Annotated in this window: 18 protein-coding genes; 3 read left to right on the top strand and 15 right to left on the bottom strand. The window is 38.9% G+C overall.

Annotated features, from left to right (window positions below; translation table 11 throughout):
• Window positions 1–163: 163 nt before the first annotated feature.
• The 14 genes from hepC to U2718_RS23625 form a co-directional block, all read right to left on the bottom strand.
• The gene (gene hepC / locus U2718_RS23690; protein WP_342002633.1) at window positions 164–982 is read right to left on the bottom strand and encodes a heterocyst development glycosyltransferase HepC; all 819 of its coding nucleotides are present in this window, start codon (window positions 980–982) and stop codon (window positions 164–166) included.
• Window positions 983–2,525: 1,543 nt separating this feature from the next.
• Entirely contained in the window at window positions 2,526–4,754 is a 2,229-nt protein-coding gene (locus tag U2718_RS23685; protein WP_342002632.1) for a polysaccharide biosynthesis tyrosine autokinase, read from the bottom strand.
• A gap of 24 nt (window positions 4,755–4,778) precedes the next feature.
• A complete protein-coding gene (locus U2718_RS23680) occupies window positions 4,779–5,879 on the bottom strand; it encodes a glycosyltransferase (protein ID WP_342002631.1) in 1,101 nt (366 codons plus the stop codon).
• A gap of 232 nt (window positions 5,880–6,111) precedes the next feature.
• The gene (locus tag U2718_RS23675; RefSeq protein ID WP_342002630.1) at window positions 6,112–7,065 is read right to left on the bottom strand and encodes a hypothetical protein; all 954 of its coding nucleotides are present in this window, start codon (window positions 7,063–7,065) and stop codon (window positions 6,112–6,114) included.
• 700 nt (window positions 7,066–7,765) lie between these two features.
• Window positions 7,766–8,992 (bottom strand): glycosyltransferase, encoded by a 1,227-nt coding sequence (locus U2718_RS23670; RefSeq protein WP_342002629.1) that lies wholly within the window; start codon window positions 8,990–8,992, stop codon window positions 7,766–7,768.
• A 326-nt stretch (window positions 8,993–9,318) separates the two neighbouring features.
• The gene (locus U2718_RS23665; protein ID WP_342002628.1) at window positions 9,319–10,632 is read right to left on the bottom strand and encodes an NAD(P)H-dependent oxidoreductase; all 1,314 of its coding nucleotides are present in this window, start codon (window positions 10,630–10,632) and stop codon (window positions 9,319–9,321) included.
• Between the two features lie 522 nt (window positions 10,633–11,154).
• The gene (gene rfbC / locus U2718_RS23660) at window positions 11,155–11,709 is read right to left on the bottom strand and encodes a dTDP-4-dehydrorhamnose 3,5-epimerase (RefSeq protein WP_342002627.1); all 555 of its coding nucleotides are present in this window, start codon (window positions 11,707–11,709) and stop codon (window positions 11,155–11,157) included.
• 109 nt (window positions 11,710–11,818) lie between these two features.
• Window positions 11,819–12,790, bottom strand: a complete 972-nt coding sequence (locus tag U2718_RS23655; RefSeq protein WP_342002647.1) for a glycosyltransferase family 2 protein — start codon at window positions 12,788–12,790, stop codon at window positions 11,819–11,821.
• A 224-nt stretch (window positions 12,791–13,014) separates the two neighbouring features.
• The gene (locus U2718_RS23650) at window positions 13,015–14,043 is read right to left on the bottom strand and encodes an SDR family oxidoreductase (protein WP_342002626.1); all 1,029 of its coding nucleotides are present in this window, start codon (window positions 14,041–14,043) and stop codon (window positions 13,015–13,017) included.
• A 110-nt stretch (window positions 14,044–14,153) separates the two neighbouring features.
• Window positions 14,154–15,365 (bottom strand): L-2-hydroxyglutarate oxidase, encoded by a 1,212-nt coding sequence (lhgO, locus tag U2718_RS23645; protein ID WP_342002625.1) that lies wholly within the window; start codon window positions 15,363–15,365, stop codon window positions 14,154–14,156.
• 108 nt (window positions 15,366–15,473) lie between these two features.
• The gene (gene rfbF, locus U2718_RS23640) at window positions 15,474–16,247 is read right to left on the bottom strand and encodes a glucose-1-phosphate cytidylyltransferase (RefSeq protein WP_342002624.1); all 774 of its coding nucleotides are present in this window, start codon (window positions 16,245–16,247) and stop codon (window positions 15,474–15,476) included.
• Between the two features lie 331 nt (window positions 16,248–16,578).
• Window positions 16,579–18,759: a tetratricopeptide repeat protein gene (locus U2718_RS23635; RefSeq protein WP_342002623.1), complete on the bottom strand. Its 2,181-nt coding sequence runs from the start codon at window positions 18,757–18,759 to the stop codon at window positions 16,579–16,581.
• Between the two features lie 81 nt (window positions 18,760–18,840).
• Window positions 18,841–19,620, bottom strand: a complete 780-nt coding sequence (locus U2718_RS23630; RefSeq protein ID WP_342002622.1) for a PP2C family serine/threonine-protein phosphatase — start codon at window positions 19,618–19,620, stop codon at window positions 18,841–18,843.
• A 45-nt stretch (window positions 19,621–19,665) separates the two neighbouring features.
• Window positions 19,666–20,340 carry a vWA domain-containing protein gene (locus tag U2718_RS23625; RefSeq protein WP_342002621.1) on the bottom strand — a complete coding sequence of 225 codons (675 nt, stop codon included), beginning with the start codon at window positions 20,338–20,340 and terminating at the stop codon, window positions 19,666–19,668.
• A 1,134-nt stretch (window positions 20,341–21,474) separates the two neighbouring features.
• On the opposite strand from U2718_RS23625, the gene pheT reads away from it, so the two are divergent.
• From pheT to U2718_RS23610, 3 genes are all read left to right on the top strand, one after another.
• Window positions 21,475–23,910 (top strand): phenylalanine--tRNA ligase subunit beta, encoded by a 2,436-nt coding sequence (gene pheT, locus U2718_RS23620; RefSeq protein ID WP_342002620.1) that lies wholly within the window; start codon window positions 21,475–21,477, stop codon window positions 23,908–23,910.
• 176 nt (window positions 23,911–24,086) lie between these two features.
• Complete coding sequence (locus tag U2718_RS23615; protein ID WP_342002619.1) at window positions 24,087–24,356, top strand: YciI family protein; 270 nt, start codon at window positions 24,087–24,089, stop codon at window positions 24,354–24,356.
• A 276-nt stretch (window positions 24,357–24,632) separates the two neighbouring features.
• Complete coding sequence (locus U2718_RS23610) at window positions 24,633–25,046, top strand: hypothetical protein (protein ID WP_342002618.1); 414 nt, start codon at window positions 24,633–24,635, stop codon at window positions 25,044–25,046.
• A gap of 14 nt (window positions 25,047–25,060) precedes the next feature.
• On the opposite strand, the gene U2718_RS23605 is transcribed toward U2718_RS23610, so the two are convergent.
• Entirely contained in the window at window positions 25,061–25,852 is a 792-nt protein-coding gene (locus U2718_RS23605) for a cobalt-precorrin-6A reductase (protein WP_342002617.1), read from the bottom strand.
• Between the last annotated feature and the right edge of the window lies 1 nt (window position 25,853).

Here is a 25,853-nt window from a genome sequence, read left to right as displayed (position 1 = left end):
AATTGAAGAGGAGTTTTACAAATTGATATCTGCAAATGCTGGTATACAGTATAACTCTCATTAATACATTAATCCACTCACTTTAAAAAACGCAGAAGGCGGAAATCTAGAATAATTTCAGACCTTCTGGTGTGTGTAGACACGGCTACCTAAATAAATTCACTCACATAATTTGGCTGTCTAGTTGTAAAAGCTTCGTTTCTGTACCTTCTTGCCATAAACCCGTAATTCCAGGTAATTTATTAAGCTGGCGTTGAGCTTCTAAATTTAAACGTACTGCCTCGGCTAATGTCCAGTAACGGGGGCCAATCAAACTCATTTCACCCCGAACTACATTTAACAACAGTGGTAAGTTATGCAGTCCGTACCTAAGCATGAAGCGTCCCAAAGATGTAAATTGATGTTCATCCTCGCGATCGCCTGCATTAGATTTATAACTTCTTGTTGAATCGATCTGTGTTTTGTCGTTAGCTACAGTTGTGCGAAACTTGAGTACTTTGAACAGCCTACCCCTCTCTCCAATATGCCACTCTTGTTCAAAAATTGGCCCTGGAGAGTAAAAACGCATCAGCAATTGCAATCCGAACATAACCGGACTAATAATCAGCAGCAACATCAAAGCAACACTAATATCTATTAGCCGCTTTAATAAAACTTTTGATTGTGGTACTTTTTCATTAGTAGGTATACGTAAGTATATTGGCTTTGATGCTTGCTTGCATGCATCAGCCCAAAACCTTAGTTTTGCCTCACCCAACTTTGGATCGATGCGGACGAGCTTGATTGAAGAATACTTTAAACATTCTACTAAGTGTTGTTTATGGTCTAGTGAAGGTAAGTATGGCTGTTTGACTTGTCCAAGAGGTCTCACTAATAACTGCCCTTGTCGCCACTGAAGCGTACAATAGGGGGAGCGATGATCCTGGTTTTGTTGAATTACAGTATAGCGATCGTCTAAAGTTGAAAGAATAGAGTTAGGCATACGTATTGTTACTTAATAGTAGGATAGCGCGCCGAACTGATATCAAAAGCTGTTACACTAAATAACCCAATCTATATCTTGCTTTTTTGCAATAACAAACTCGGATAATAGTTATGCAGAGAAAATATGATAGGGTCGGTGTCAAGAATAAATTTGTACCTTAATAAACTCTAATTGAGAAAATGAAGACACACAGACACTAAAGTATTTATTCAGTTTTGAACTATCAAATTACTTATTGAGCGCGTTAATTTTTAATATGTGTTTCAATATCTAGGATATAAGACTCAGTAGAAATAACGGCGCACTAAGTAAACTCTTTATTTACTCTTTAAACAAATTGTCTCTTTCTTCGACTATTGTTAAGTTAGTATGAATTAATAGCAGGATATAATTAGTAAAGCTTATAGCTCATGATGTTGATTCTAACACTACTTAAGTGAATTGATTAACAAAATTTTTACTAATTATGACTTAGATGCACAAGAAAGCAAAAACACAATCAATTATCTGGTGTTAATTTAATCTAGTGATATAATTTTGCAATAAAACAATTAAAATCAAACACATCTATATCAACTTAAATTTAATTGACAAAAAATGAAAACCATGAGTTTCTAAATTGTATAAAATTCTCAATATTATTTTGAATAATTTACGAAGTTCTAAATATCTCACTTGTCAACAAAACGATTCATTATCAAATTTACTTGAGCAGTATTTTTATTATGCTAAATTAGTTTTTTAACCTATTTTTTGTATGGTATACGTAGACGGTTTACCCTCAAGCAATCAATTAACCGATAATCCTTTTAATATTAATTGACTTTATAACCTGTTGTTATTGACATAATCTAGTAGAAACTTTATCCTGGTTTCTGCCCTCAACGAAGTATTTTGAAGTCATTTACTTCAATTTATTAAAATGAAGTGGATTTCCCTACTATTAAGGTAATTTCATTGATAGAACAATACAGGTGCCACAGTCTAGCTTGAAAAATTAACAATAGTATTATTGCTATTTTTACTATCAAATTTTACCCATCTATATAATTGTTCATATCTACTAACTATATGAATGGCAGGATAGATGGTTTTATGATTTGTTATTGGTGTTTGTTAAATATTTATATTAAATTGCAGTTAGTGCTCAAAGGCATATATCCAAATATGGTATAAAGGCTGAATTTATATAATTTATTTTTAGGCTAGTTTGTGCTAAATCAAATTCTTTTTCAGTGTATTAAATAGATGATTCCAACAAGTAAGCAAAATCTAGCTGAAATACTTGAAATTAACTGTGATTTTTAGGGTAGTTAGGTATGTGGAAGCATATTATTAAAATTTGCTTACTTAATTTAATTATTATACCTGCTACCCCAACCATTGACTTAGGTGTCAAACTGATTAACCCAAGTTTTTCCATTTCTTTAGTTGCAAGATCTTTCCAAAGATAATCTTTAATAACCTTGCATAGGAAATGGAGAAACTTGAGAGTATAAAATTGTTATGAAATTTAAATGGTTACACAGTAATATTTTAGCTACTCTTCAATAGCTTGTTGCAATGCAAAAGAGTGATGTCTGGCATAAGGTACGTAGGTACTGCCAGAATTTGATACTCCGTTTGCTACAACACCAATTAAATTTAATTTACTGAGCATAGCTGTCGCTTGTGCAAGCTGATTTTTAGTTACCCTGCCAATACTTGCCGCCATAACTACACTTCGACAAGCTGATGCTGCAAGTAAGGCATCTACCAAGCCAAGGACTGGAGATGCATCTACGATTACCAAATCATAGCTTTCTTCAAATGCTATCATCAATTCCTGCATTCGAGGGGAACTAAGCAGATGAGCAGGATCAGCAGGTGTTGGACCAGCTGTCAAAATATCAATATATGAAGAACCCGAAGATTGAAGATTAATCTGATTTGGCAGAGTTACATCACTTGCTAATAGAGTTGAAAGCCCTTGTTCATTAGGAAGATTTAGCTGTTTATGTATATTAGGATCGCGTAGATTAGCATCTATTAATAATACCCGTTTGTGCAGACGGGCAGCGCTCATTGCTAAACCTAATGCTAAAGCAGATTTTCCTTCATCAGGTAGTGCAGAAGTGACCATTAAGGATTTGTATGTGGAAACTGAGTTTATAAGTTCAATGTTTTTATAAATCAGATCCATCGATTCCCAACGTGGCGGTGATTGTAGTACCTGAATTGTCCAAGGAGCCAAAACCTCAGGCTTTCCAAAAGGCAATTTGAAGACTGAATCTCTAGCTCTAGCTGGAGGCAATTTAGGAGTTGTTCCTAACAGTGGGATGGCGGCTTGCTTTTCTAATTCAGCTGTGGTGTGAACAGAATCATCAGCAGCTTCACGAATAAAAGCGACAACACTTCCTAGCATTAACCCAACTACTGCACCTAACAAAAGGTTTTGCTGGAGATTAGGACCAACGAAAAAGCCTCTGTGAGGTTCTTCTACTACCTGCCAATTAAATCCTCCCTTAGCAAGTTCCTGTCGCAATTCTTGTTCTGCCTTTAACAGCTGCTGTAACCTTTCTCGGCTTAACTGGACTTGCGGTTGTAAACGACCGTACTCAGCCAACTTAGCAGGGAAACTTTTGAGTTCGTCCCGTACTTGCAGTTCTTTTTGTGCCAAAGTTTGATCGCGAGCTGCCAAAGCCAATAAATTTGTTTGAGTTTCAACTAATTGGCTTGCTAGAGTGAGGTCAATTTCACCAAACTGTCCTTGGTTAAGGAGATTTCCTTTTGAAACATCAGTATTTTCAGACTCTCCTCCCAAAGTGCGCCCTACTTCTTGTTGTAGTAGTGCCATCTGCTCCTTACGCTGTTCTAGCAATTTTTGCACTTGGGGAGTTTCATCAGTGAAACGTAAACGTTCCTGTGCTAAAGCTAATTCTGTTTTTTGAATTTCGTTGAGTAATGATTGATAGCGAGAAGACTGACTAAGACGAGAAGCAACCAAAGCTTTTTGAGGAGTACGATTCAGTTGTTGTTGCAAAGATGTATAACGAGCTTTAGCCTCTTCAAATTGAGAACGAGCTGTGCGTCGCTCTTGCAGAATACCATTCAAATTATCTTCTAAAACTTTTGCTTGTGACTCTGGATTAATTAAATTCTGAGTTCGGCGAAAGCGTTGTAAGTTAGCTTCGGCATTTGTAACTTCTTCACTTACCTTTTTGATCTGTTCTCTAACAACTCTAAGACCTCCCCTTAAACGTTCGTCCTGCTGCGCTCTATTGTATTCCAAATAAACTTTTTGTATTGCTTGTAGAATTCTTTCTGTTTTATCTGGGTCTTGAGCTGTATAATCTACTTGAAAAATTTTAGTGGGAAGATTTTCTTCTCCCGTTCTTAATTGATTTAAGACTAAAGCCCCTTTAATTTCATCTACAGTTATGTCTGGATACTCTGGTTTCAATTTGTCAACAGCTTTTTGGATGAGTTTGGAACTCTGCATCAAGCTGAGTTGAGTGGCTGTGTCTATTTCTACATTTGTATCGGTGAACTTATTTTCCCCTGCTGTTCCTTCTTGTTTGCCTTGATAATTTGGCTCTACTAGAAGCTGCATTGAGCTTTTGTAAGTGGGTGGTGTTCTTTTTGTTATAGCTCCTGCAATAGCAATAGAAGCAATAAATACTACTAAAAACCAGGGTAATCTACGGATTAAGATCGCAAATAGTTGCCCATAACCCGGTTCTGTCTCAGTTACTGGATTTACTTGGAGGCTTAGACTGGATTGATTCACGTTTACTATCCCTCAGCTAACAAATCAAACGAGTGATCTATTTAAGTTACAAGCTTGGTCAATTACTTGCTCAACTTTACTAAAGAAAGCCTGTTCAGAAAAATTTGCTACTGCATGACTGCGGATATTTTTATAATCCCAACAGATATTATTGCCTTCTAGTAGTGCAGCTTGCAGGGATTCGGGTGTTTGCCTTTTAAAAAGTACCCCAGTTTTACCAGGTATTTGAGTATCTAATACTCCTCCTGCTCCATAGGCAATCACTGGCGTTCCACTGGCATTTGCTTCTACCGGAACTAATCCATAGTCTTCTAGAGCCGCTATTATGATAGACTTGGCTTTGGCAAATAACTGAGTACGTTGTACATCTGTAACGTGTCCTAAAAATTTTATATTGTCTAAGGCTTTGGATTGCAACCGTTCTCGTTCAGGCCCGTCTCCTGATATTAATAATCGCCATCCGAGCCAGTTAAAAGCTTCAACTATTATATCAAGCCGTTTATAGCTGATCATCCGAGCAGAGGCAAGATAAAAATCTTCTTTGAGATCAGAAAAAATGAACTTAGTAGTATCAATGGGATAGTTAATAACGATCGCTTTTTTGCCATAAGTTTTTTGAATACGATCGGCGACAATACTAGAATTTGCTATGTAAAGGTCTGGTTCCTGTGCGTATAGGAGGTCTATCTTTCTCATAACTTGGAACACTTGTTCAATTAAAGGAGCAAAATATCGATAGTCTCCATACTCACGTAAATAAGTTTCTGTATCCCATAAAAAACGAGTAATATTGTGGCAAAAGCAAATGTGTTTTGCTCTGGGATTTTTTTGCACAGCTTTAGCAAAACTAGTACTGCTACTAATAATCAAATCGTACGCTTGCAGATCCAGTGCGCGAAAGGCGGGGAAATAAAACGGGGCCATCAGACGGAAATATTTTGCTGCACCGGGAATATTCTGTAAGAAAGTTGTTTTAACTATGCGTTCACCCAAGTCAATTGTTTTTTGAGGGTCGTAAACAGAGGTGTAGATGTCGGCCTGAGGGTAGCGCTTGCAAAGTAATTCAAAAACTCTTTCTGCGCCCCCTCGTTGAGTTAAGTAATCATGTACTAAGGCTATTTTCATAAAATTATTCCTTATTAATTTAGTTTATACAAAAGCTAATTTAGCTTTGACACTACACCGACCTAAGTGATTTGTTATTGTTCTTTAGATACAATGTGTTGGCAGAACAAACCCGAATTTTTTCAAGAAAAATTGCTGTAAGTCATGCTAGTTTTGTAAATTCTTGATGAAGATTTACTGTTGTGCTCACAGGCAGCGATCGCACTCGATATAAGTTCGAGGAAACTTCTGTTTAGAGTCTAACTCGACCATCTATACAGGCTATCCACTGTCCATCCTCCATGAGATGAGGATCGATATGGTGCATACCAGAACCATTCCATCCAGTATTACTCGGTTCTAAGATAGGTTTTGGGCTTATTTCTCGTTCACGATACGTTGTTGGTGACAAATCATCGATTTCAAAGGCTCGTACTTGAATCCCGTATTCGGGATCGCAATCTTGGGTATGTCGAATAATGCTATCTTTCATAACTAGAACTCTACCGGCTGGTCTAGCAATATGGGCATTGCCGTTAACTATTGGACTATTTGGATGTTCGATCCAACAACCAAGTAAATCATCGGCATAATAAAGACGGAGGGTATCCCATTTATGTTCTGGGTTAGTCTCAGTGAATAACCACCATTTGTCCGCGTAGCGAAAAACAGATGCGTCCAAAAACACTGAGCCATTCAGAATATTTCCTACAAAATTCCATTGAGTAGGAAATTTGGATGCCTTATACAATTTTACAGAGTTAGCTTGGTAAGTCTCTGGAATCATGTAATATTCATTCATCCATTGAAAAACATACGGATAAGATAGGTGATATGGCTCTGCCAAAACGATTTGTCGATACTGCCAATCCACAGTATTTTGACTAATTGCCAGTCCAATTTCTCCTTTGCATGTCTGACTATTGAAAACTTCAAAAAACATATACCAAGTCTGCTTTACTTGCAGCATAAAGGGATCAGCAACAAAACCTGCCCGCACATCTGATACATCTTGGCGAGTAAGAACAGGATTTTTTTGCAGACTTGCAGAAGATAAATCCAATAATGAATTTCCTCTGTAGATACCAATTGACCATTGAAGAGACTTTACTGGCAAGCCGATAGGCAAGTTATTAGTTAACTTGGGTGGTAGCTTATTGATAATTGGTCTCAGTGGTTTTTTGATGAGTGTTTTTATGCTCTTCATTTACAAATTCTCAGTGAATAGAGGCAGAAGGTTTAGTCTTACATCTTCCGATTCATAAAAACTTTAAATAGGCTCTATGAATTTATTAATGATTAATCTAAGCAGTGTGACGAGATGACGATATATAGGGATATTAACTGAGAACAAGCACAGTAATATATTGTATTTTTGATTTTTTGGTAAAAATAATCTAAAAGTTTTATCTACAGCAAATAAATAGTTTTGCTATGAAGGATAACAGGAATAAAACTTTAGATATATCTGCTTATGAATCCCGAAAATCCTTCTTTGGAGTGAAATAAAATCTCAACTATGTATTTATACCTGAAAATAATATTTTTTAAATATTAACTAGTTAAATAATATAAATATACTCATTTATGTAGTCGTTGCAAATTTTACAACATATAGAAGAGAGACTGGCAATTAAGGTTTGAGTAAAAGCGATTGTTGCATCTAGAAAAAATTATGTATCTTGTTTGACTATTACCTATAATTTTTGTCACTAATTTAATATTTAGGATGCTAAGAAAAATTTTGTAAATTTTCTATACTCAGGTTATTAATCATAGTAACACGGTATTCTCCTGCTCTCTCAACAACAATATTCTCAATTTGGATAAATCTTTAGATAAAACTTAAGACCTACCAACAAGTAAAGTATTTTGCTCTTGGTAGGCATTACTTATCCCTAACTACTTCAATTTTTATGTATTAGCCTAGTATTTAAGACTGGTAATGTTGTTTCGATATTGTGATTTTCTTGGATAGTATTAATTGTCTGTAGATAAGTTGTACGAAATTTCTCTTTGGTATGATGTGCTCTAGCATATTCCCATGACTGTTGTGCCATTAGTTTAAGTTGCGCAATAGACAAACAAGAAATTCTAATAATTGCCTCCTTAATTTCTGTAATGGAACACTCCTGTAAAATCACACCAAAATTATGCACATCTACGCCAGATTCATAACTGAGAATTGGAATTAAACCTGCATGCAGACAAGTTACCACTGCACCAGATTGCCCTTCAGAACAAGAAGGATAAACTAGTCCTATGCAACTATTTGTAATTTCTCGAAATCGATGACTGGTAATATCTATCCAACCTACAGTATGAATATTCGGTGTTTGATACAGCTCTTTATAAAAAGCTTGGACAAAATCTTCTTCTTTGTCAACTGGACCACAGATAGTCAGATGATAGTCCGACATTTGCGAAAACACATCTAAAAGCAGATCTAACCCTTTGTGAACCAAACCACCACTGCTGAACCACACAAAATGCTTACGACAGGCATCAAAGTTTTTATTTTCCGGCCACGGATAGACTACTGGTGTAGTGATAGGAATTGGATAAAGTGGTTTTTGAGCATATTTGTAAGTATTAAGAGTAAACTTATTACCCAGAACTATAGCACAATCAGCATGTTCAATGGCTTGGTTGGGTGGTTCGTACCTACGAGGTTTGAGAGTAATGCCACGTCGCTGTTGTAGTGCCAGAAGTCTATTGGCTTCAGCAGCATTGTGAAACAAAAGATGCGCTGTATCTGCATGGAATATTTTAATGCAATCTTTGTTTAGGTGTGGAGTGCTTCTTTGTAAATTCCAACGGGTTTCAATGAAAAATACGTAGTCTTTTTGTGGGATAAAAACATCATTGTCGCAACGGATCACATCCACGCAATAGCCCATTTCTAAAAAAGTTTTTGCTATTTGCAAGCACTCCCAGTAGTGAGTGTGGGAAACAGGAAGAGATTCATCTACTTTTAAGAGAAACGGTTCAACAATATATGAGATCAGCACGTTACCTATGGCACGCTGTTCTGGCTTGAGCGATACCATCATTCGTCTTTGCATCCGAGCTTGGATTTTGCCTGCCAAAACAGCGACAGTACTTTTGACACCACTGATAACGTTAATTTGCATACACACCTCAATGACATGAATAATGAAAGTTTTGTGGAGAACTAGATTACTCAATTGCCATTGACTGTTGCCGACGAGCACTCCCACTCTAAAGATTGCCTAAATTAAATTTTTATGTGCTTTGCACAACCTGATTGATTACACCATTCTCAAGCTATTCAATGTCAACCGATTATGACCAGACGCGAAATTTCACGCCTGGTTGAATCAGTTTTAAAATTATTGAGTCAAAGTGTTAACTTTCACCAATTTTAGTCCTTAGCTAAAAACTTTTTAAGCTATACTTTCACTCTACTGAGATTGGCACCAGATATGAACTGAAAAGCTTACTTAACTGCTGCTAAGGTTTTAGGCGAAGTGAAATAAGCGTTTTGCTCAGATCTGAGTTTGTCACAAAGTCTGTCTTGGGGTAGTTCTACGTCATCATAGGTTAAAACCCCATCCTTAGGAATATCTCGCTTTAGACGACATCCTTCAGCTAAACCTATAGGCAGGAGATTTTGTTCTTGAGCTATGTCAGAGTTTTCACACTGTCCGTAGGTCATATAGTAGCCTATGCCATCTAAAGTCTCACCTGCTTTCAAGTCAATTTTGGCAGTAGTGACAACATCAACAAGGGGAGCACCTAAAGGACTTAAGACGTAATCTTTGAAAAGAACTGCTCGTGCAACAGACATTGGCACTTCAAAGTGACAAAGGTGGTAAGGAGTGTAGAAGCTATACAGGGGGCCTTCACCCAACTTGTAGAGGTTGAGGTAATGACGTTGCTTGGGATCATCGTGGCTGGCAAATACAAAAACTCCTGGCCCTGGTTTGGCTCCAACGACGTAATCAACGATTCCACCCAATTCTTTGAGTTGTTCAACGTCATACATATTAGTCATTTCATCGACATGGCCGTTGAAGTCGTATCCTAACATTCCACGCTTGGCAACTTTCATTCCTGTGGCGTTAGCAACGATCGCCTGTTCAAAGGAAATTTTTGTGCCATCGGCGAAGCTGGTGACCATGTGGGGCTTCTGTCCCCAACGTTTAGCAAATGCTTCCTGGGTAGTTGGATTTCGGTATGGATCCTGCAGCCCTTTGATGTTACCACACAGTAAGGGAGTTAGACCAATGCTTTTGACAAAACGGTAGAGGTTCATTTGTACCCCTGGTTGATCGCCGTCGCAGGCGGAGAGGATGACGCCTGCCTTATCGGCATACACTTTTAGGATTGGGCCGATAGTGCCGTCAAGTTCAGCATTCATCATGATCACGTGCTTGCGATTGGCGATCGCTTCCATGATTATATGTGCGCCAAACTCAACTGCGCCAGTCACTTCAATTAAAGCATCGATGCCCTCAGCCCGGCATAAACTAAGCGCATCTTCGGTAACTGCGTAGTTACCGTGGGCGATCGCATCTTCTAATTCAGTGACAGTGGAGGCGATTTTAAATTCCTCAATACCTGCTTCTGAATAAGCTCTTTTAGCTGCATCGAGATTACGGTTAGAGATGGCAACTAGCTCCATACCGGGAACAGAATTGATAATTTGATTGGCAATTCCTCGTCCCATAAAACCGGCACCAATCATACCAACCTTAATGGGGTTGCCTGCTTCAGCGCGGGCAGCTAGAGCAGTATCAACGATAATCATCACTTAAACTCCTTTGTTAACTGAATTACTAGCTGTATACGATAGCAAAACTCAAAAATTGTAGTTTAGGAAAATAACTGTGGTATACATGGTTTTTTCCACAATATTTTTCGATAGAGTTAGATAAGTTTGCTTCTTGTGTGATGTGTGCTAGATATAATATTTTCATGATTAGCTCACTGTATACTTCAAGCTACACAATAAACACATTGGCAATTATGATTCAGTGACTTTTTGATTCCTTTCCTACAATTGAACACTCCTTAATTTTGTTTACGATTTTTCATGTAAATATCCCTCCCAATACTTCTTAGAAAATCTGACAATAAGTATCAGGAGGATATAATTAGTTGCACTCACACAAAAAACTAGTGCGATGATTATGAGTGAGATTTAAATTTATTTAAACCTAAAATTGCCTCACTTTAGCAAAGCTCAGTCAAAAATCTGATTATTCTTGTGTTAAGACTAAGATTTCATAGTGTTAGCTGAGTACTTGATGTTCGAGAATTTTTATCCTCGTTAAGAAGATGCACTACCAACAGTCATCATTGTCATCAAAGGCCAAGTTCTATCTTTTTCAGAAATTTCCGTAACTTCTAGAGGCCATTCAATATTAAAAAATGGATCATCATAGCGCAAACCTCTTTCATACCCTGGTGTGTAAAATTCACCAACTTGGTATAAAACTTCAGCTCCATCGGTGAGTGCTTGATAACCGTGGGCAAACATTTCTGGTACATACAGAGCGCGACGATTTTCTGCTGTTAGTTCTACACCGATGTGTTGTAGAAAAGTAGGCGACTCAGGACGCATATCAATAATTACATCGTAAATGGCACCTTGAATGCAGCGAATTACTTTCGTTTCTGCTGCTGGAGGTATTTGATAATGCATTCCCCGCAGAGTTCCTTTTTTGTGGTTAAAAGACAGGTTACACTGAGCAACGGTTGGCTTTAAACCATGAGCCTCAAATTCTTGAGCGCAGAAGGTACGGGCAAAAAAACCACGGTGATCGTGCTTTTCTTCCAAATCAATAATGTATGCGTCTTTAAGTTCAGTTTTGGTAAAAATCATAGATTAATTTAGACCTCGTAAAATTATGGAGAAAATCACCTGTGAAAAATATTTACGATTCACCTATCACATTAATTAATTATAAATAATAGGTGTAAATAAGACTTAGCTAATTTCCCAATACAATACTTTCTGGAATTGCTTCTATTTGCTTACGTGGAATAATAATTCTGAAAGCTGATTTACATACTAAACTCAGATAAGGAATTATTGTGGAGATTGCCAGTAAGGGCCATCTTTTCAACGCACCGAAGAAAACTCTCCAATTATTTTTGATAAAATGCTGCAAGACCAATCTGCTGCAAAATTCTGGAGAATATCCTATTTCCATCAATTTTACATAAAGTTTGGGTAAATCTATATATTGCATCTTCAATAAAACTTTTGGTTCACGCATCCAATAACTCAGCCCAAAAAGGCTTTCTACATATGTATCTTTCGTGACTTTTACACTACCATGAGCAGCACAAAAAGCTGTCCAGTATACTTGTAATTCCATATTATCCAAGCCGGATAAACATTTTTTTACAGCAGACTGGGCCAATGCTGTTCGATATATCTGAGCAGTCATAAAACCTACACCGGAGTGATTTTCCTGCAAGCAACGTTGAAATACTGCTTTGCCATCAACGCAAACTTCTTCATGTTTAATATCAAAGCAGCGTTCATAAATTATTTGACCAGTTGGTTCATAACGACAAGAAAAATTGAGAATTAATAAAGATAATTCTGGATATTCTTTGAGATTATTTGATACATAAGCAATAGTTCTATCCTGAATAGGATCGTCATCACCAACTGTCCATACATATTTACCTGTAGCTTCATTGATACAGTAGATAATATTTTTGATTACACCTATATTCTTGCTATTTCTATTTACTTTGATTTGGATATAACCAAGTCTCTTTAACCATTTTTCAATGATTTCCTGTGTATGATCTGTAGAACAATTATCAGAGATAATAATTTCACATTCTGACTCAAAGCCTTTGATAGCTTGTGAAAGCCACATTAGCTGGCGATCAAGTAATTCAGCACGGTTATAAGTAGGGATAGCGATTGTTAATAATTTGTTCATACGGGATGTGGTTGTATCTGTGGGAAAGTTGTTTTTGTACTTTGTAATTGCGTCATTGGTTACTTCAATTTCAATTACATTCAAAGTAATAAGCAAAATTAAATTAGGTAAATAACATCAGATTTCCTCAAGCAAATCGATGATTTCACATATAGATAATTCCGAATCAACTATGCTTGATTCGGAAACTTTGAAGGTTTGTTACTACCAATCAAGAAATTCTACTACTTCTTCGCCCAAAAGAAATCTTGGTCAATTTGTTGGGTACGAATTAAGTACTCTAGCTGTTTTAACCGAGTGAAACCTCTAGAGAAGAAGGTGTCCTCTGTCATATCAATGAGGTTGAATAAGTCAAATAACTGCTTTGCACCCTGTTCAGCATTCCAATCACATTTAAAACCAGGAAGTTTGGTGTTGATTTTCTCAAAAGAAACACGATAGCTGCGATTATCTGAACCTTGCTCACCAAAGCTGAGTTTACATCCAGGAAATGTGTCTGCAATAATTTCTGCAATTTCTTTGACTCGGTAATTGTTAGCGGTATCACCAACGTTGAAGATTTGGTTATGAACGATGTCGCGGGGTGCTTCAAGGGTGCAGGCGATCGCTTTGGAAATATCCAATGCGTGTACTAGAGGACGCCAGGGTGTACCATCACTGATCATCTTAATTTCTTTAGTAGTCCATGCCAACCCTGCCAAGTTATTTAAAACAATATCAAAGCGCATCCTGGGAGAAGCACCAAAGGCTGTGGCATTTCGCAAAAAGGTAGGGGAGAAATCATCATCAGCTAGTGGTTTAACATCTCGCTCTACCAAAGTTTTGCATTCTGCGTAAGCTGTTTGGGGATTGACAGGTGATTCCTCGGTAACGTCTCCGTCGGTAGCAACGCCATAAACACTGCACGAAGACATATAAACGAAGCGACGCACACCTGCTTCTTTTGCTAGTTTTGCAAGGCGAACTGAACCCTTGTGGTTAATATCGTAGGTAATATGAGGTGCGAGTTGTCCAGTCGGATCGTTGGAGAGTTCCGCCATATGAACGATTGCTTCAACACCTTGCAAATCTTCAGTAGTTATGTGACGGATATCTTTGTTTAATGTTTTGGCTGTTAACTCAGTACCGTTATATAACCAACCAACTTTGTAATAACCTGTATCTACACCTATAACTTCATGTCCCTTTTGAAGCAACAAAGGAGCTAATAAGGAGCCGAGATATCCTTCTGTTCCAGTTACTAGTACTTTCATTAAAAAATCCTTGTTGTTGATTGGTTGAATTTAATTTCTTTCAGGATAATTCAGGTACCTGTTAACTTCTGCGAATTGTTCGCGCTGAGAATTACAAGTAACTACGGACTTTAAACTAGTGCAGTTTCTAAATGCTGTTGCTCAGGAATTTGTGCAATGATTGCTTTACCAATTTCAATAGAAGAAGTCGCTGCTGGGGAAGGAGCATTGCACACATGAACGGAATTTTGCCCATGAATAATCAAAAAGTCGTCTACTAACTTACCATCATTCATTAATGCTTGGGCGCGAACTCCGGCATGGGTAGGAACTAAGTCTTCTGCTTGGACTTCGGGAATCAGTTTTTGTAAACTTCTTGTAAAAGCTACTTTACTAAAGGAACGAATAATTTCCTTAATTCCTTCATCAGCGTGTTTTGCTGCCAGTTTCCAAAACCCTGCATAAGTCATGACTTCAGCAAAATCACGCAAGTCAAAGTCTGTTTTTTTATATCCTTCTCGCTTGAGGCTAAGAACTGCATTTGGCCCGGCATGAACGCTACCATCAATCATGCGGGTAAAATGCACCCCTAAAAAGGGAAATTCTGGATTAGGAACGGGGTAAATTAAGCCTTTTACTAAATAGCGCTTTTCTGGGGTGAGCTCGTAATATTCTCCTCGGAAAGGAACTATTTTTGCTTGCGGATCGACTTTGCCTAACTTGGCAATGCGATCGCTGTGCAATCCAGCACAATTGATCACAAAACGAGCTTCAAAAGTGCCATTACTTGTTTCTAGTACCTGAGTGTTATTACTGCTAACAATCTTTTCAACCTTGGTATTGAGTCGCAGTTCACCCCCTTGCTGTGCAATTATTTGAGCATATTTTTCGCAAACTTGCTTATAATTTACAATACCTGTTGAAAGTACATGAATCCCACCTACACACCTGACGTGAGGCTCGATTTCTTTAACTTCTTCAGGGCTAATTCTCTTAATTTCTATACCATTCTCTAAGCCACGCTTGTATAGGTTCTCTAGACGTGGCAATTCTTCTTCTTCAGTGGCAACAATTACCTTACCGCAAACTTCATAATCAATTCCGTGTTCTTTGCAGAACTCTACCATTGAATGGCAACCGTTACGGCAAAACTTAGCTTTAAAACTTCCTGGTTTGTAGTAAATACCAGAGTGAATTACACCGCTATTATTGCCAGTTTGATGGAATGCCCATTTACTCTCTTTCTCTAGTACTAAAATCCGGGCATGGGGATAGCGTTTACCTAAAGCCATACCGGTGGAAAGACCTACAATTCCTCCACCTATAATTGCAAAATCGTACATTGGTAAAAAGGCCCTTCCACAACAATAAATGAAATTTGAGTGATGAATAATCAGGAGTTAATAGTCAATTTATTTCATCACTAATAACTCTTTAACTAGATTTATAGCCTACCATGCCTTCCAAGGAGCCTTACCACTCTTCCATAGCTCCTCTAAATAATTTTTATCCCTTAATGTATCCATTGGTTGCCAGAAACCATTATGTTTAAAAGCAGATAGCTGTTGCATTTCCGCAAGTTTTTCTAAGGGTTCTTTTTCCCAAACACAAGAATCATCTGAGATAAGGTTGATTACCTCAGGTTCTAAGACAAAATAACCACCATTAATCCAAGCACCATCTCCTTCTGGTTTTTCATGGAAGCTGGTGATTGTAGTTTGCTCTTGTCCTAATATAATTGCGCCAAAACGTCCTGGGGGTTGAACAGCAGTGAGTGTTCCTAAAGTCTTTTGTTCTTGATGAAATTTAATTAGTTCTGTAATATCAACATTACATACACCATCACCGTAGGTGAAGCAGAAAGTCTCGTTTCCGATATGTTCTTTGACTCTTTTTAATCTACCACCAGTCATGGTATTGTCACCTGTATCTACCAAAGTGACACGCCAAGGTTCAGCATAACCTGAGTGTACACTCATTTGGTTAAACCGCATATCAAAGGTCACATCTGACATATGCAAGAAGTAGTTGGCAAAATACTCCTTGATGATGTAACCCTTATAACCGCAGCAAATGATGAAGTCATTAATACCGTGGGCAGAATAAATCTTCATAATATGCCATAGAATTGGCTTACCGCCAATTTCAACCATAGGTTTTGGTCTGATACTAGTTTCTTCACTTAGGCGTGTGCCTAACCCACCAGCCAAAATCACTGCTTTCATGCAATTGCCTCGGATTGTTATAAGTATTAATGATTGTTTGACTGCTTATACACTTAAAATCAAGCAATTTATTGATTGCTAAATTTCTCAAGTATATAATTTAAGCGTATTTCTGCTAATTTTTATGAAGCCTGAGTAAAAAAACTTTCTTTGACTGTGAAAAGATTAAAAAGCTTAAAAATAGTAAGCTTTAATTTTTCAGTAAAACAAATACATAACAAAGTAGCTAGCTAGGTTTTTAAATGTTTTGAGTGATTTCACTCTTCCTAAATTAGGATAAGCTAGCTACCAATGCCAATATTATGATTTGCTATTTGCTTTTTTACTTGTTCTAATCTAAAAAATTAGTGTTTTGGAAGACTGATTCACACTTATTTTCGAGAACTACGCAAATACTACTGAGGGCTTGTTGATAATTATCCACATCTTCTTGCTCAAGGGAAATTTTGGCAGCAGTTTGCAAATCATTTATTGCTTTATTTTTATTAAGACTAGATTCACTGCCTCCATACTGAGCAAGTTCATAGCGAACCATCCCTCGTTTAAGATAAACTTTTGCTAATCGTGAATTCAGAAGTAAAGCTTGGTCAAAGTCTGCAATTGCTTGGTTATATTCTTTTTCAAAGTCACTACCATATTGAGCAGTTTGATAGCGGACAAGTCCGCGTTGGAAATAGGCTTCTGCCCTTGATGAATTAATAGCGATCGCTTGATTAAAATCAGCTATTGCTTTTTGATAATTTAGTTGGGAATCGCCTGTATATTTGGCAATTTGAGCGTGAGAAATGCCCCTTCTGATATATGCTTCTACTTCCTTTTCATTAAAGCGTAAAGCACTATTAAAGTCACTAATTGCTAGGTTGTAATATTTTTCAGGATCGCTACTAGATTCAGCAATCATATAGCGAGCATTACCCCGATTAACATAAGCTTTGACTTCTTTGGGGTTAGTTTGAATTGCTTGGTTATAATCTGCAATTGCAGCCTCATAATCTTTAAGATTATAGTGCGCATTGCCTCTATTTATGTAAGCTTTGGCGTATGTGGGAGCTTGTTGTATTGCCAGAGAAAAGTTTGCGATCGCTTGATCGTAGTCTTTGACTTTGTAAGAGGCATACCCTTGCTTGTAGTACTCTGCAAACGTAAAATTTCTACGATTGGCATTATTGGTATTAGGAGAAATCAATGTTTGTTGAGAGTAGGAATTTTGAGTTAGATAGGGGCGACTGGTAAATTTAACTACTAAGTCTAAATATCCTAATGTACCCAATCCAAGCAAGCCAAGGATAATTGGATAAAATTTGGGCTTTCTGGCAGGTTTGTAATAAGGAACGTTGTGATGAGCAAATGAGCTGTAACGATGAATTTGTTGCAATGGAATAACTGGCTGTGGAACACGCCGATTTTGGGAATAGCGCTTTCTTGATTGTGGGCGGGGTTTGAGATGTTCTCTAGCAGCGATCGCAGCTGGTGAGGGAAAAGGATCGCGTCCTCCCAATCTTAAAGCGCGTTCACACCAAGGGCAAGATTGTAAATGGTTGCTGTAGCGATGTTGGGGGTTAGCTTCACAGTTCATTAAGGCTTCTTCAGCTTCTGCCAAAGCTAAAGCCCAAGTTTGCGCACTAGGACGCAGTAAGGGATTGTTGTGTCCTTCTTCAAAACAACGCACAAACAGATCCTGCAAACTGGGATGCAGAATTTTCCAGGCAGGTGCGATTGGAGTAGGAATATAGGGTACAGAATGATTCTTACTGTAAGTGAAATGACCACTTGCTATGCGAGCTTCGTAAGGAGGTGGTTCACCTGCGCCTGTGTAAATACCAGAAAATGGATGCGTACCTTCCATCAATAGTTGGAATATTAGTACTGCTAAACCAAATAAGTCATGGGGAACAGCGCGATCGCAGTGAGCAAAAGTTTTATTTTGTAGTTCTGGCGGAGTAAATTCTGGTTTGCCAACAGGACAACGGTAAACGAAATCGTTGTCTGGATCGCTGACTTGGAATGAGTCTGTGTCTACAACTGTCACCAAAGCTGTATCACTGACAAGAATATTTGACTCATTCACATCACCAACACAGTATCCACTGGCGTGCAAAGCTGCAAAAGCCGCTGCTAAGTTGCGAGCGGTACGGAGCAAATATTGATAGCTAAATAAAGGACAATGCTCTCGACGAGTTCTGGGATTGTAGAAATCGATGATCGGGCGCATTCCCCGAATGCGCGGCATTAGAAAACCAATAATACTGTTGCTACTATCTTTTGCTCGTAACAACTCTACAGGCCAAGCAATCGAAATGTGTCCTAAGCTAGCTGTTGGGTTTTCTGGTGGGTGAGAGAGCATCACCTCAAGTTTGCGAGCTTGTTGCTCTGAGGGCTTGTGATAAACTTTAGCCACTAAGCCGGTATCTGTTGGCACTGTATAAATACAGGCTTCACCACCACGCCCTAAACTGACAGTGAGATTGAGAGGAATTAATGTTTGGTTAGGAAGATAACGTAGTACCTGCATAATGATGTTGATCTTGATAAATAGTTGGGGTAGGTTGACAAAACTCTTGAAGGCTTTGAGAAGTAGTCTTGCGATTGTCGGTTAATGAGTTAGCGCTGCTACGATCAGGGTCAAATCATCGTCTGTCCTTTGCGCGATTCGCTCTGAACGCAAAAATTTCACTAGTTGCTCTTTCGCCACAATCTTGTCGTCGGCGTTAGCAACAAAGTCAAACAAAGGAAGAAAGAAAGGTTTGTGAGGAGCACTGACAGTCATGTTCATCGCTAACCATTGAAGTCCATCAGTAATAACACTGAGATTAACTACGGATTGGCGCGATATTTTTACTTGTGCTCTTTCTATCGCACCGGGTGAAACCAAAAAAGTGGTTTCATTCATGTATTCACCGTTGTCAGGAGTGGTAAGTGCGCTGAGATTGCCTATACTATCTTTCGCTACTGCCACACCATCTCCGATTTGTACAACTGCCACAAGTTCTGGTGTGGCAACTACAACAATTAATGTGCTTGCCAAATCGTGTGGTTTTCTGTTACAGGCAATAGCCTCTTCTTCCACGGCGGTTTTGGCGGCTAATATGGACTCCATTAAAAGCGATCGCACCACAGCATCATCTTCAAGCGCGGCCCGATGAATTTCTTTTTGAGATATAGTTTCGACTGCGGTTTCTGTCGCAACCATCGCCCCAACCTTACCTAAAATGGCAGATCCAGCACCATCCGCTGCTGCCACCACCAAAACATTATCTGGCAATATTAAAAAATGGTGAGCATCCTGACACAGCTGCTTATTTTTTATGTGACTTGTACCGCATACTGATGCGGCTACTACCCGCCATTGAGGTATTTTAATTGAAGTTTTCATAAAGCCATTTCCGACAGCTGTGTGAGTGTAAGCAGGAAATCTCAATTAAACAGAACCCCAACCAATTGGAGGTAGCGCCACTTGTTCGTCTACTTTTGAATGGGAAACCGCTGACATACTCGCAGATAGCCAGACAAACAACTCTACAAAATTTAATCCATTTAGCTTTAATGGAGTACGGACAGCAATATTACTTAACCGTGTCATATTGGCATTTTCTACACCTACTGTAAAAAAAGCCACTTTTTTGTTAGCTTCATCTACCTGCAAACGTTTCGTAGCTTGGTCTATGATGTTATCTGACTCGCCTTGCGGTTCTCCATCAGTAATCATAAACACCCAAGGACGATAGTAAGCAATGCCGTTACTGCGATACTGAGCTTTGCGCTCTTGAATCATATCTAAGGCTTTATGGATTCCAGAACCCATATTAGTCAATCCTTGAGCAGTCAATATGGGCGGATTAAATTGATCTGCTGTCACAAAGTCTTGTACAACATTGACATGACTATCAAAGGTAACTATAGCTACCTCAACCCTCCTAGATGCCAAGGAATTTTTAATCAATTCATCCTTAAAACTCAGTAACCCTTCATTCAATGCATTAATTGGTATTCCTTGCATTGAACCGGATGTATCGAGTAGCAGCACACAAGGGCAACGTGGCTCAGGATTTTCAGCAAATTCAACTACTTCATCAAGTTTTAATGTATCTTGCATAACTTCTCTTGTTATGTCAAACTCCAAAGATTTGTTTACCTATTGTTCAGAGTATTATAGTTTCCAGTACTGCTAAACCTCAGATGTTTGTGTATGGTTCAGTAGATTGGTTACTATACAATGAAACAGGTCGCTGCTACCAGAATACGCACAACTTCTAAAAAATCTTCCCTAAGACTTAGTTAATAGTTTAAGAAGGGAACTTGCCAGAGGCTGGCATTACTGTAGAAGTGCTGATAATAAATTTATACATTATTAAACTAGAATACTATAATTACGTACCTTTGCTGACGCATTCTTTTAAAGATTTCGTGTAGAACAGTAATATTTTAGATGAAATCCATTAACAGAATTAAATAATCAGCATTATCAATAAAACCTTAAATAAAAATAGAATCAAAATTTCTTAAAAAATACTTAGAACTACTTACTTTAAGCTTGAAATAATTTTTAATAAAGCTAGCAAGATTTAGCTCCAGTAGCACTCCAGCTATGTATAGTCAACAAAGTTGATTTAGAAAAACGAATCATTTAACTTAAAATCATAGTATCTTCTACTATGCCAAATTTATAAAATTTATTTTGAATAACCATGAATTTTTATAGTGATGATATAGATACAGCATATTTACAAAATTATATTCATTCAGTTAGTCATCACAACTAGATGGTTGTTCTGGCAGTAATTGCTTTACAAGCATTAAATAACTCAAGATTCTGGTCAATTTTTCTAGATTAGGGCAAAATCACCTATGATACTCATTGAATTACAGTCTTTGTGCGGCTAGAAACTTAATTACGTCGCTTTATTCATCACATTTCCACCTTATCTTATGACACTTGAGTTCAATTTAGTTTGATATTTGAATTAGACTTAGTATAGTTATTCAACCAAATCTTACAGTAGTTTTCCGGAAGAATTATGTCTCACTTCGTCTCTCTTCAAACTTGAGTTAGAGGAACCTCATCCCTAACCTCTCCCCGCAAGCGAGGAGGGGATGAATAGCTCTGATGTGTGCAAGGGAAGAGAAGAATGAATTTGCTTGTTGTATTTGGTGAGGAACTTCAGCGATTAGTTCTAGAATAGTCATTGCATTCTGATTTCAGATCTGATTTCGCACAAGCACACATTCCATGCGTATTTCTATTAAATGGCTGCGGGAACTAGTCGAGGTAAAACTCAGCCCGGAAGATTTAGCAGAAACTCTGACAATGGCGGGGTTTGAAGTAGAAGATATTGAAGATCGCCGCACTTGGGCAGATGGTGTTGTTGTGGGAAGAGTGCTTGAGCGCCAATCCCACCCCAATGCTGATAAATTAAGTGTTTGCCAAGTTGATGTTGGCACAGGTGAGACTTTAAATATCGTCTGCGGTGCTCCCAATGTCCGGGCAGATATTTATGTGCCAGTAGCAACAGTAGGCACTTATCTACCAAATATTGATTTAAAGATTAAACCTGCAAAACTACGGGGTGTTCCGTCAAATGGCATGATTTGTTCTTTAAAAGAACTGGGTTTGCCTAGCGATGTTGACGGGATTCATATTTTTACCCAGGAAAATTTACAACTGGGTAGTGATGTGCGATCGCTGTTGGGTTTAGATGATGTGATTTTAGATGTGACTGCTACTGCTAACCGTGCCGATGCTTTGAGTATGGTAGGTATTGCGCGGGAAGTAGCAGCCCTGACAGGTGGAAAATTGACTATTCCCGAACCTGTTGAGGTATCGATTCCCCAAGGCGCAGGAAATTTAGCGATTAAAATAGCTGATACACAAGCTTGCCCTGCCTATATTGGCACAGTCATTAAACAAGTTAAAATTGCTCCTTCTCCGGAATGGCTACAACAACGGTTGCGGGCTGCGGGAGTACGACCGATTAATAATGTAGTAGATATTACTAACTACGTATTATTAGAGTGGGGACAACCACTACATGCCTTCGATGGCGATCGCCTACAATCAGTCGCTGGATCTGAAAAATTAACCATTGGTGTCCGCTTTGCCAATGCAGGAGAATCTTTGAAAACCTTAGACGGGCAAACTCGCACCCTCTCTACTCAAAATTTATTAATTACTGCTAACGATAAACCCGTTGCTTTGGCTGGAGTAATGGGCGGTGCAGAAACTGAAGTCCATGAAGGTACGCAAAATCTAGTATTAGAAGCTGCATTATTTGATTCCGTAGCGATTCGCCGTTCTTCTCGAAGTGCAGGATTAAGAAGCGAGTCTTCATCTCGATACGAGCGGGGTGTGAATAGGGCTGGATTGGAAATAGCTACACGCCGCGCCTTATCCCTACTGACGGAACTTGCTTTTGGAAAGCTTGAGACTCAGGAAATAGCCGATACCCGCCCCGATCCATCAACTTGGACGCGTTCGATAGAATTGCGTTTAGATCGAGTGAATCAGGTACTGGGGCCTATTGATTTAGGAGAAAAAAACGGAGAATTACAAAGTGAAGATGTAGAACGCATCCTCACTGCCCTCTCGTGCCAGCTAAGTCCAATCGAAGAGCGTACTTGGATGGTAACAGTACCACCCTATCGTTATCGAGACTTAGAGCGAGAAATTGATTTGATTGAAGAAATCGCCCGCCTCTACGGTTATGATCGCTTTTGCGATACTCTGCCAGAAAAGTCAGAGGCAGGATATTTACCTTTTGAACAAGAAATCTTGCGTAAATTGCGCGCTGCCTTTCGAGCTAAAGGATTGACAGAATTAATGCACTACTCCTTGGTAAAACCGGGAGAAGATAGACAAATAGTGCTAGCAAATCCTTTATTTGTAGAATACTCAGCGCTACGAACCGATTTAATTTCTGGGTTGATTGATGCTTTTCAATACAATTTAGAGCAAGGAAGCGGCTCTCTCAATGGTTTTGAAATTGGGCGTATTTTTTGGCAAGAAGAAAATGGGTTGCAAGAAGCAGATGCCATAGCCGGAATTATGGGAGGCGATCCTACCTCCAGCAAATGGACAAGCAGCGGGCGCGAACAACCCATGACATGGTTTGAAGCCAAAGGCATACTCGAAAGTGTATTTCAACTCATGGGCTTGCAGGTGGAATATCAACCCGATTGCCGCGATCGCCGCTTACACCCAGGGCGCACTGCTTCCCTGTGGCTGGGAGGCTCTAGATTGGGTGTGTTTGGGCAACTGCATCCCCAACTCCAGCAAGAAAAAAATTTACCAGATGCAATCTATGTATTTCAGTTAGATCTAGATGTGTTGTTGGATGCGCTCGATCAAGATGAAATTCTTGTTCCCACTTTCAAGCCTTATTCTACTTATCCAGCTACCGACAGAGACATTGCCTTTTTCGCACCAGTGAAAGTGACAGTTGCAGAAATTGAAAAAGTTATTAACAAAGTTGGCAAAGATTTGCTAGAGTCTGTGGAATTGTTTGATCAATATCGTGGCGAACACGTACCTCAAGGACAGCGGAGTTTAGCATTCCGCTTAATCTATCGAGCCAGCGATCGCACTCTCACAGATGCAGAAGTAGAACCCGTGCATCAAAAAGTCCGCGATACATTGGTGGAGAAATTTGGCGTCTCTTTGAGAAGTTAAGAGTGAGTGGATAGTGGATAGTTGTTAGTGGATATTAGTTACAACCGACTACTGTACGGGCGGATTTTAACAAAAATATCTCTAGAATAACGAAATTATTTATATAAACCCGCCCCTACTACCTACTAACTACTAACCCCTGATCAGACCTTTTGAATTTTGAAATTCGATTAATTATGCCAAAATACGTAATGTGGGGAAGTTACTGCGAAGATGTACTTGAAAAACGCGCTCCTTATCGTCAAGTACATTTAGATGGATTGGCAAAACAGAAAGAATCTGGTGTATTAATTACTATTGGCCCTACCCAAGATTTAACTAAAGTTTTTGGCATTTACGAAGCTCCAGACGAAGATACAGTGCGCCAATTAGTAGAAAATGATCCTTACTGGAAAAACGGTGTTTGGACTGAATACACTATTAAAGAGTGGATTCAGGCTTTTTGACGAGTCTCAAACTTAAATATTGGAGCGATAGAGGAAATACACTTTTGGCAATCCGTTAGAAATACTTGGAACTTTTCAGCGATTCCAGGTTCTAAAAATCAGGCTATATGTTTAGCCCAAATGGGTGATGGCACCAGCGTATGCTACAAGTATTATGAAGTAGTGTTCACTCAGGAAAACTTTGCTGTTGTTTATCCTCAAAACGTGGGACAAAGCAACACAATTTCAACTTTGACTGTCCTCTGATTGGGTAAATTAGTTGAGGAACGTAGATCTATGAACAAGATTTTCAAACGCGCACTCATACCTAACCTGATGGCTGCCAGCTTAATGGGTGTTAGCTTATTTCCTGCTCAACCTGCATCTGCTGATGAATACATCCTCCAAGATACCGCGATCGGAGCCGGCACTGGTATCTTATCTGGTGCGATTAGAGGGCGTGGTAATGTAGTCAGAAATGCAGCTAAAGGTGCTGCTGCTGGTGCTGCTGTCAACGCCGTTCATGGCACTAGACGCCAACCTCAAAACCGTAGAAACCGTAACTTAGGTCAAGATCTGGCAGCTGGTGCAGCTACGGGTGCAGCAGCTAGTGCTATTCTTAACGGAGGCAAAGATGTTGTTGGTGGTGCAATTGACGGTGCAGCAGCAGGTGCAGCTATCAATATTCTTACCAATGGAAAAAGACAGTAGTTGAAATTTCCATTTCAAGTACGAATTACGTGCTGATAGCAAAACTCCAATGCCTCTGAAATATTGGTTGTTTGCTGGGGATAATTAACCTCTGGGCGGTTAATCACCACTAAAGACACATCTAACTCTGCTGCCACTTTTTGCTTGACGTCCTCTCCTCCCGCCTGCCCCGATGCTTTAGTGACAACTAAAGAAATGTTCCACTGTCGCCACAGTGCCTTTTCTAAATCAACTGAGATGGGAGGACGCAAGCAAATTATTCGATCCATTGTAAATCCTGCCTTAAAAGCTGCTTCTAAAGCTGTCACCGAAGGAAGTAGCCTTGAAAACAAAACTGCTCGCTCCTGCCAAGACTGAAATAGATGCAACTGTCTATAGCCTACAGTCAATAGCACCTGTTGCTGTTCTAAGTATTTTCCGTTTACTAAAGTATTAAAACTATCTAAATAAATAATTCCTCTTTTCCCCTTGTCTCCCCCTTGCTCTCTCTCCTCCACAACTGGGCGTTCATAGCGTAAATAGGGGATCTGCAATTTTTGACAAACAGCGATCGCACCTTGAGATATTTCTACCGCATAAGGATGGGATGCATCTAAAACAGCGGTAATTTGTTGTTGATACAAAAATTCATCAAAGTTTGTAAAATTTAAACGCCCTACCCAAACTTGCAATGTCGCTACATTTGGGTAGAGCGAATGCGCTGCTTCTGTGGTGACAGAAACAATACATTGAATTTGAGAGTGGGCGATCGCTTTTGCCAATACAACACTTTCAGTAGTTCCACCAATTAACCAAATCCGCCCCACT

Source organism: Chlorogloeopsis sp. ULAP02 (assembly GCF_038404745.2).
Classification (GTDB): Bacteria; Cyanobacteriota; Cyanobacteriia; order Cyanobacteriales; family Nostocaceae; genus Chlorogloeopsis.
The sequence above is the reverse complement of the archived record's forward strand: the minus strand, read 5'-3'. Positions and strand labels throughout refer to the sequence as shown.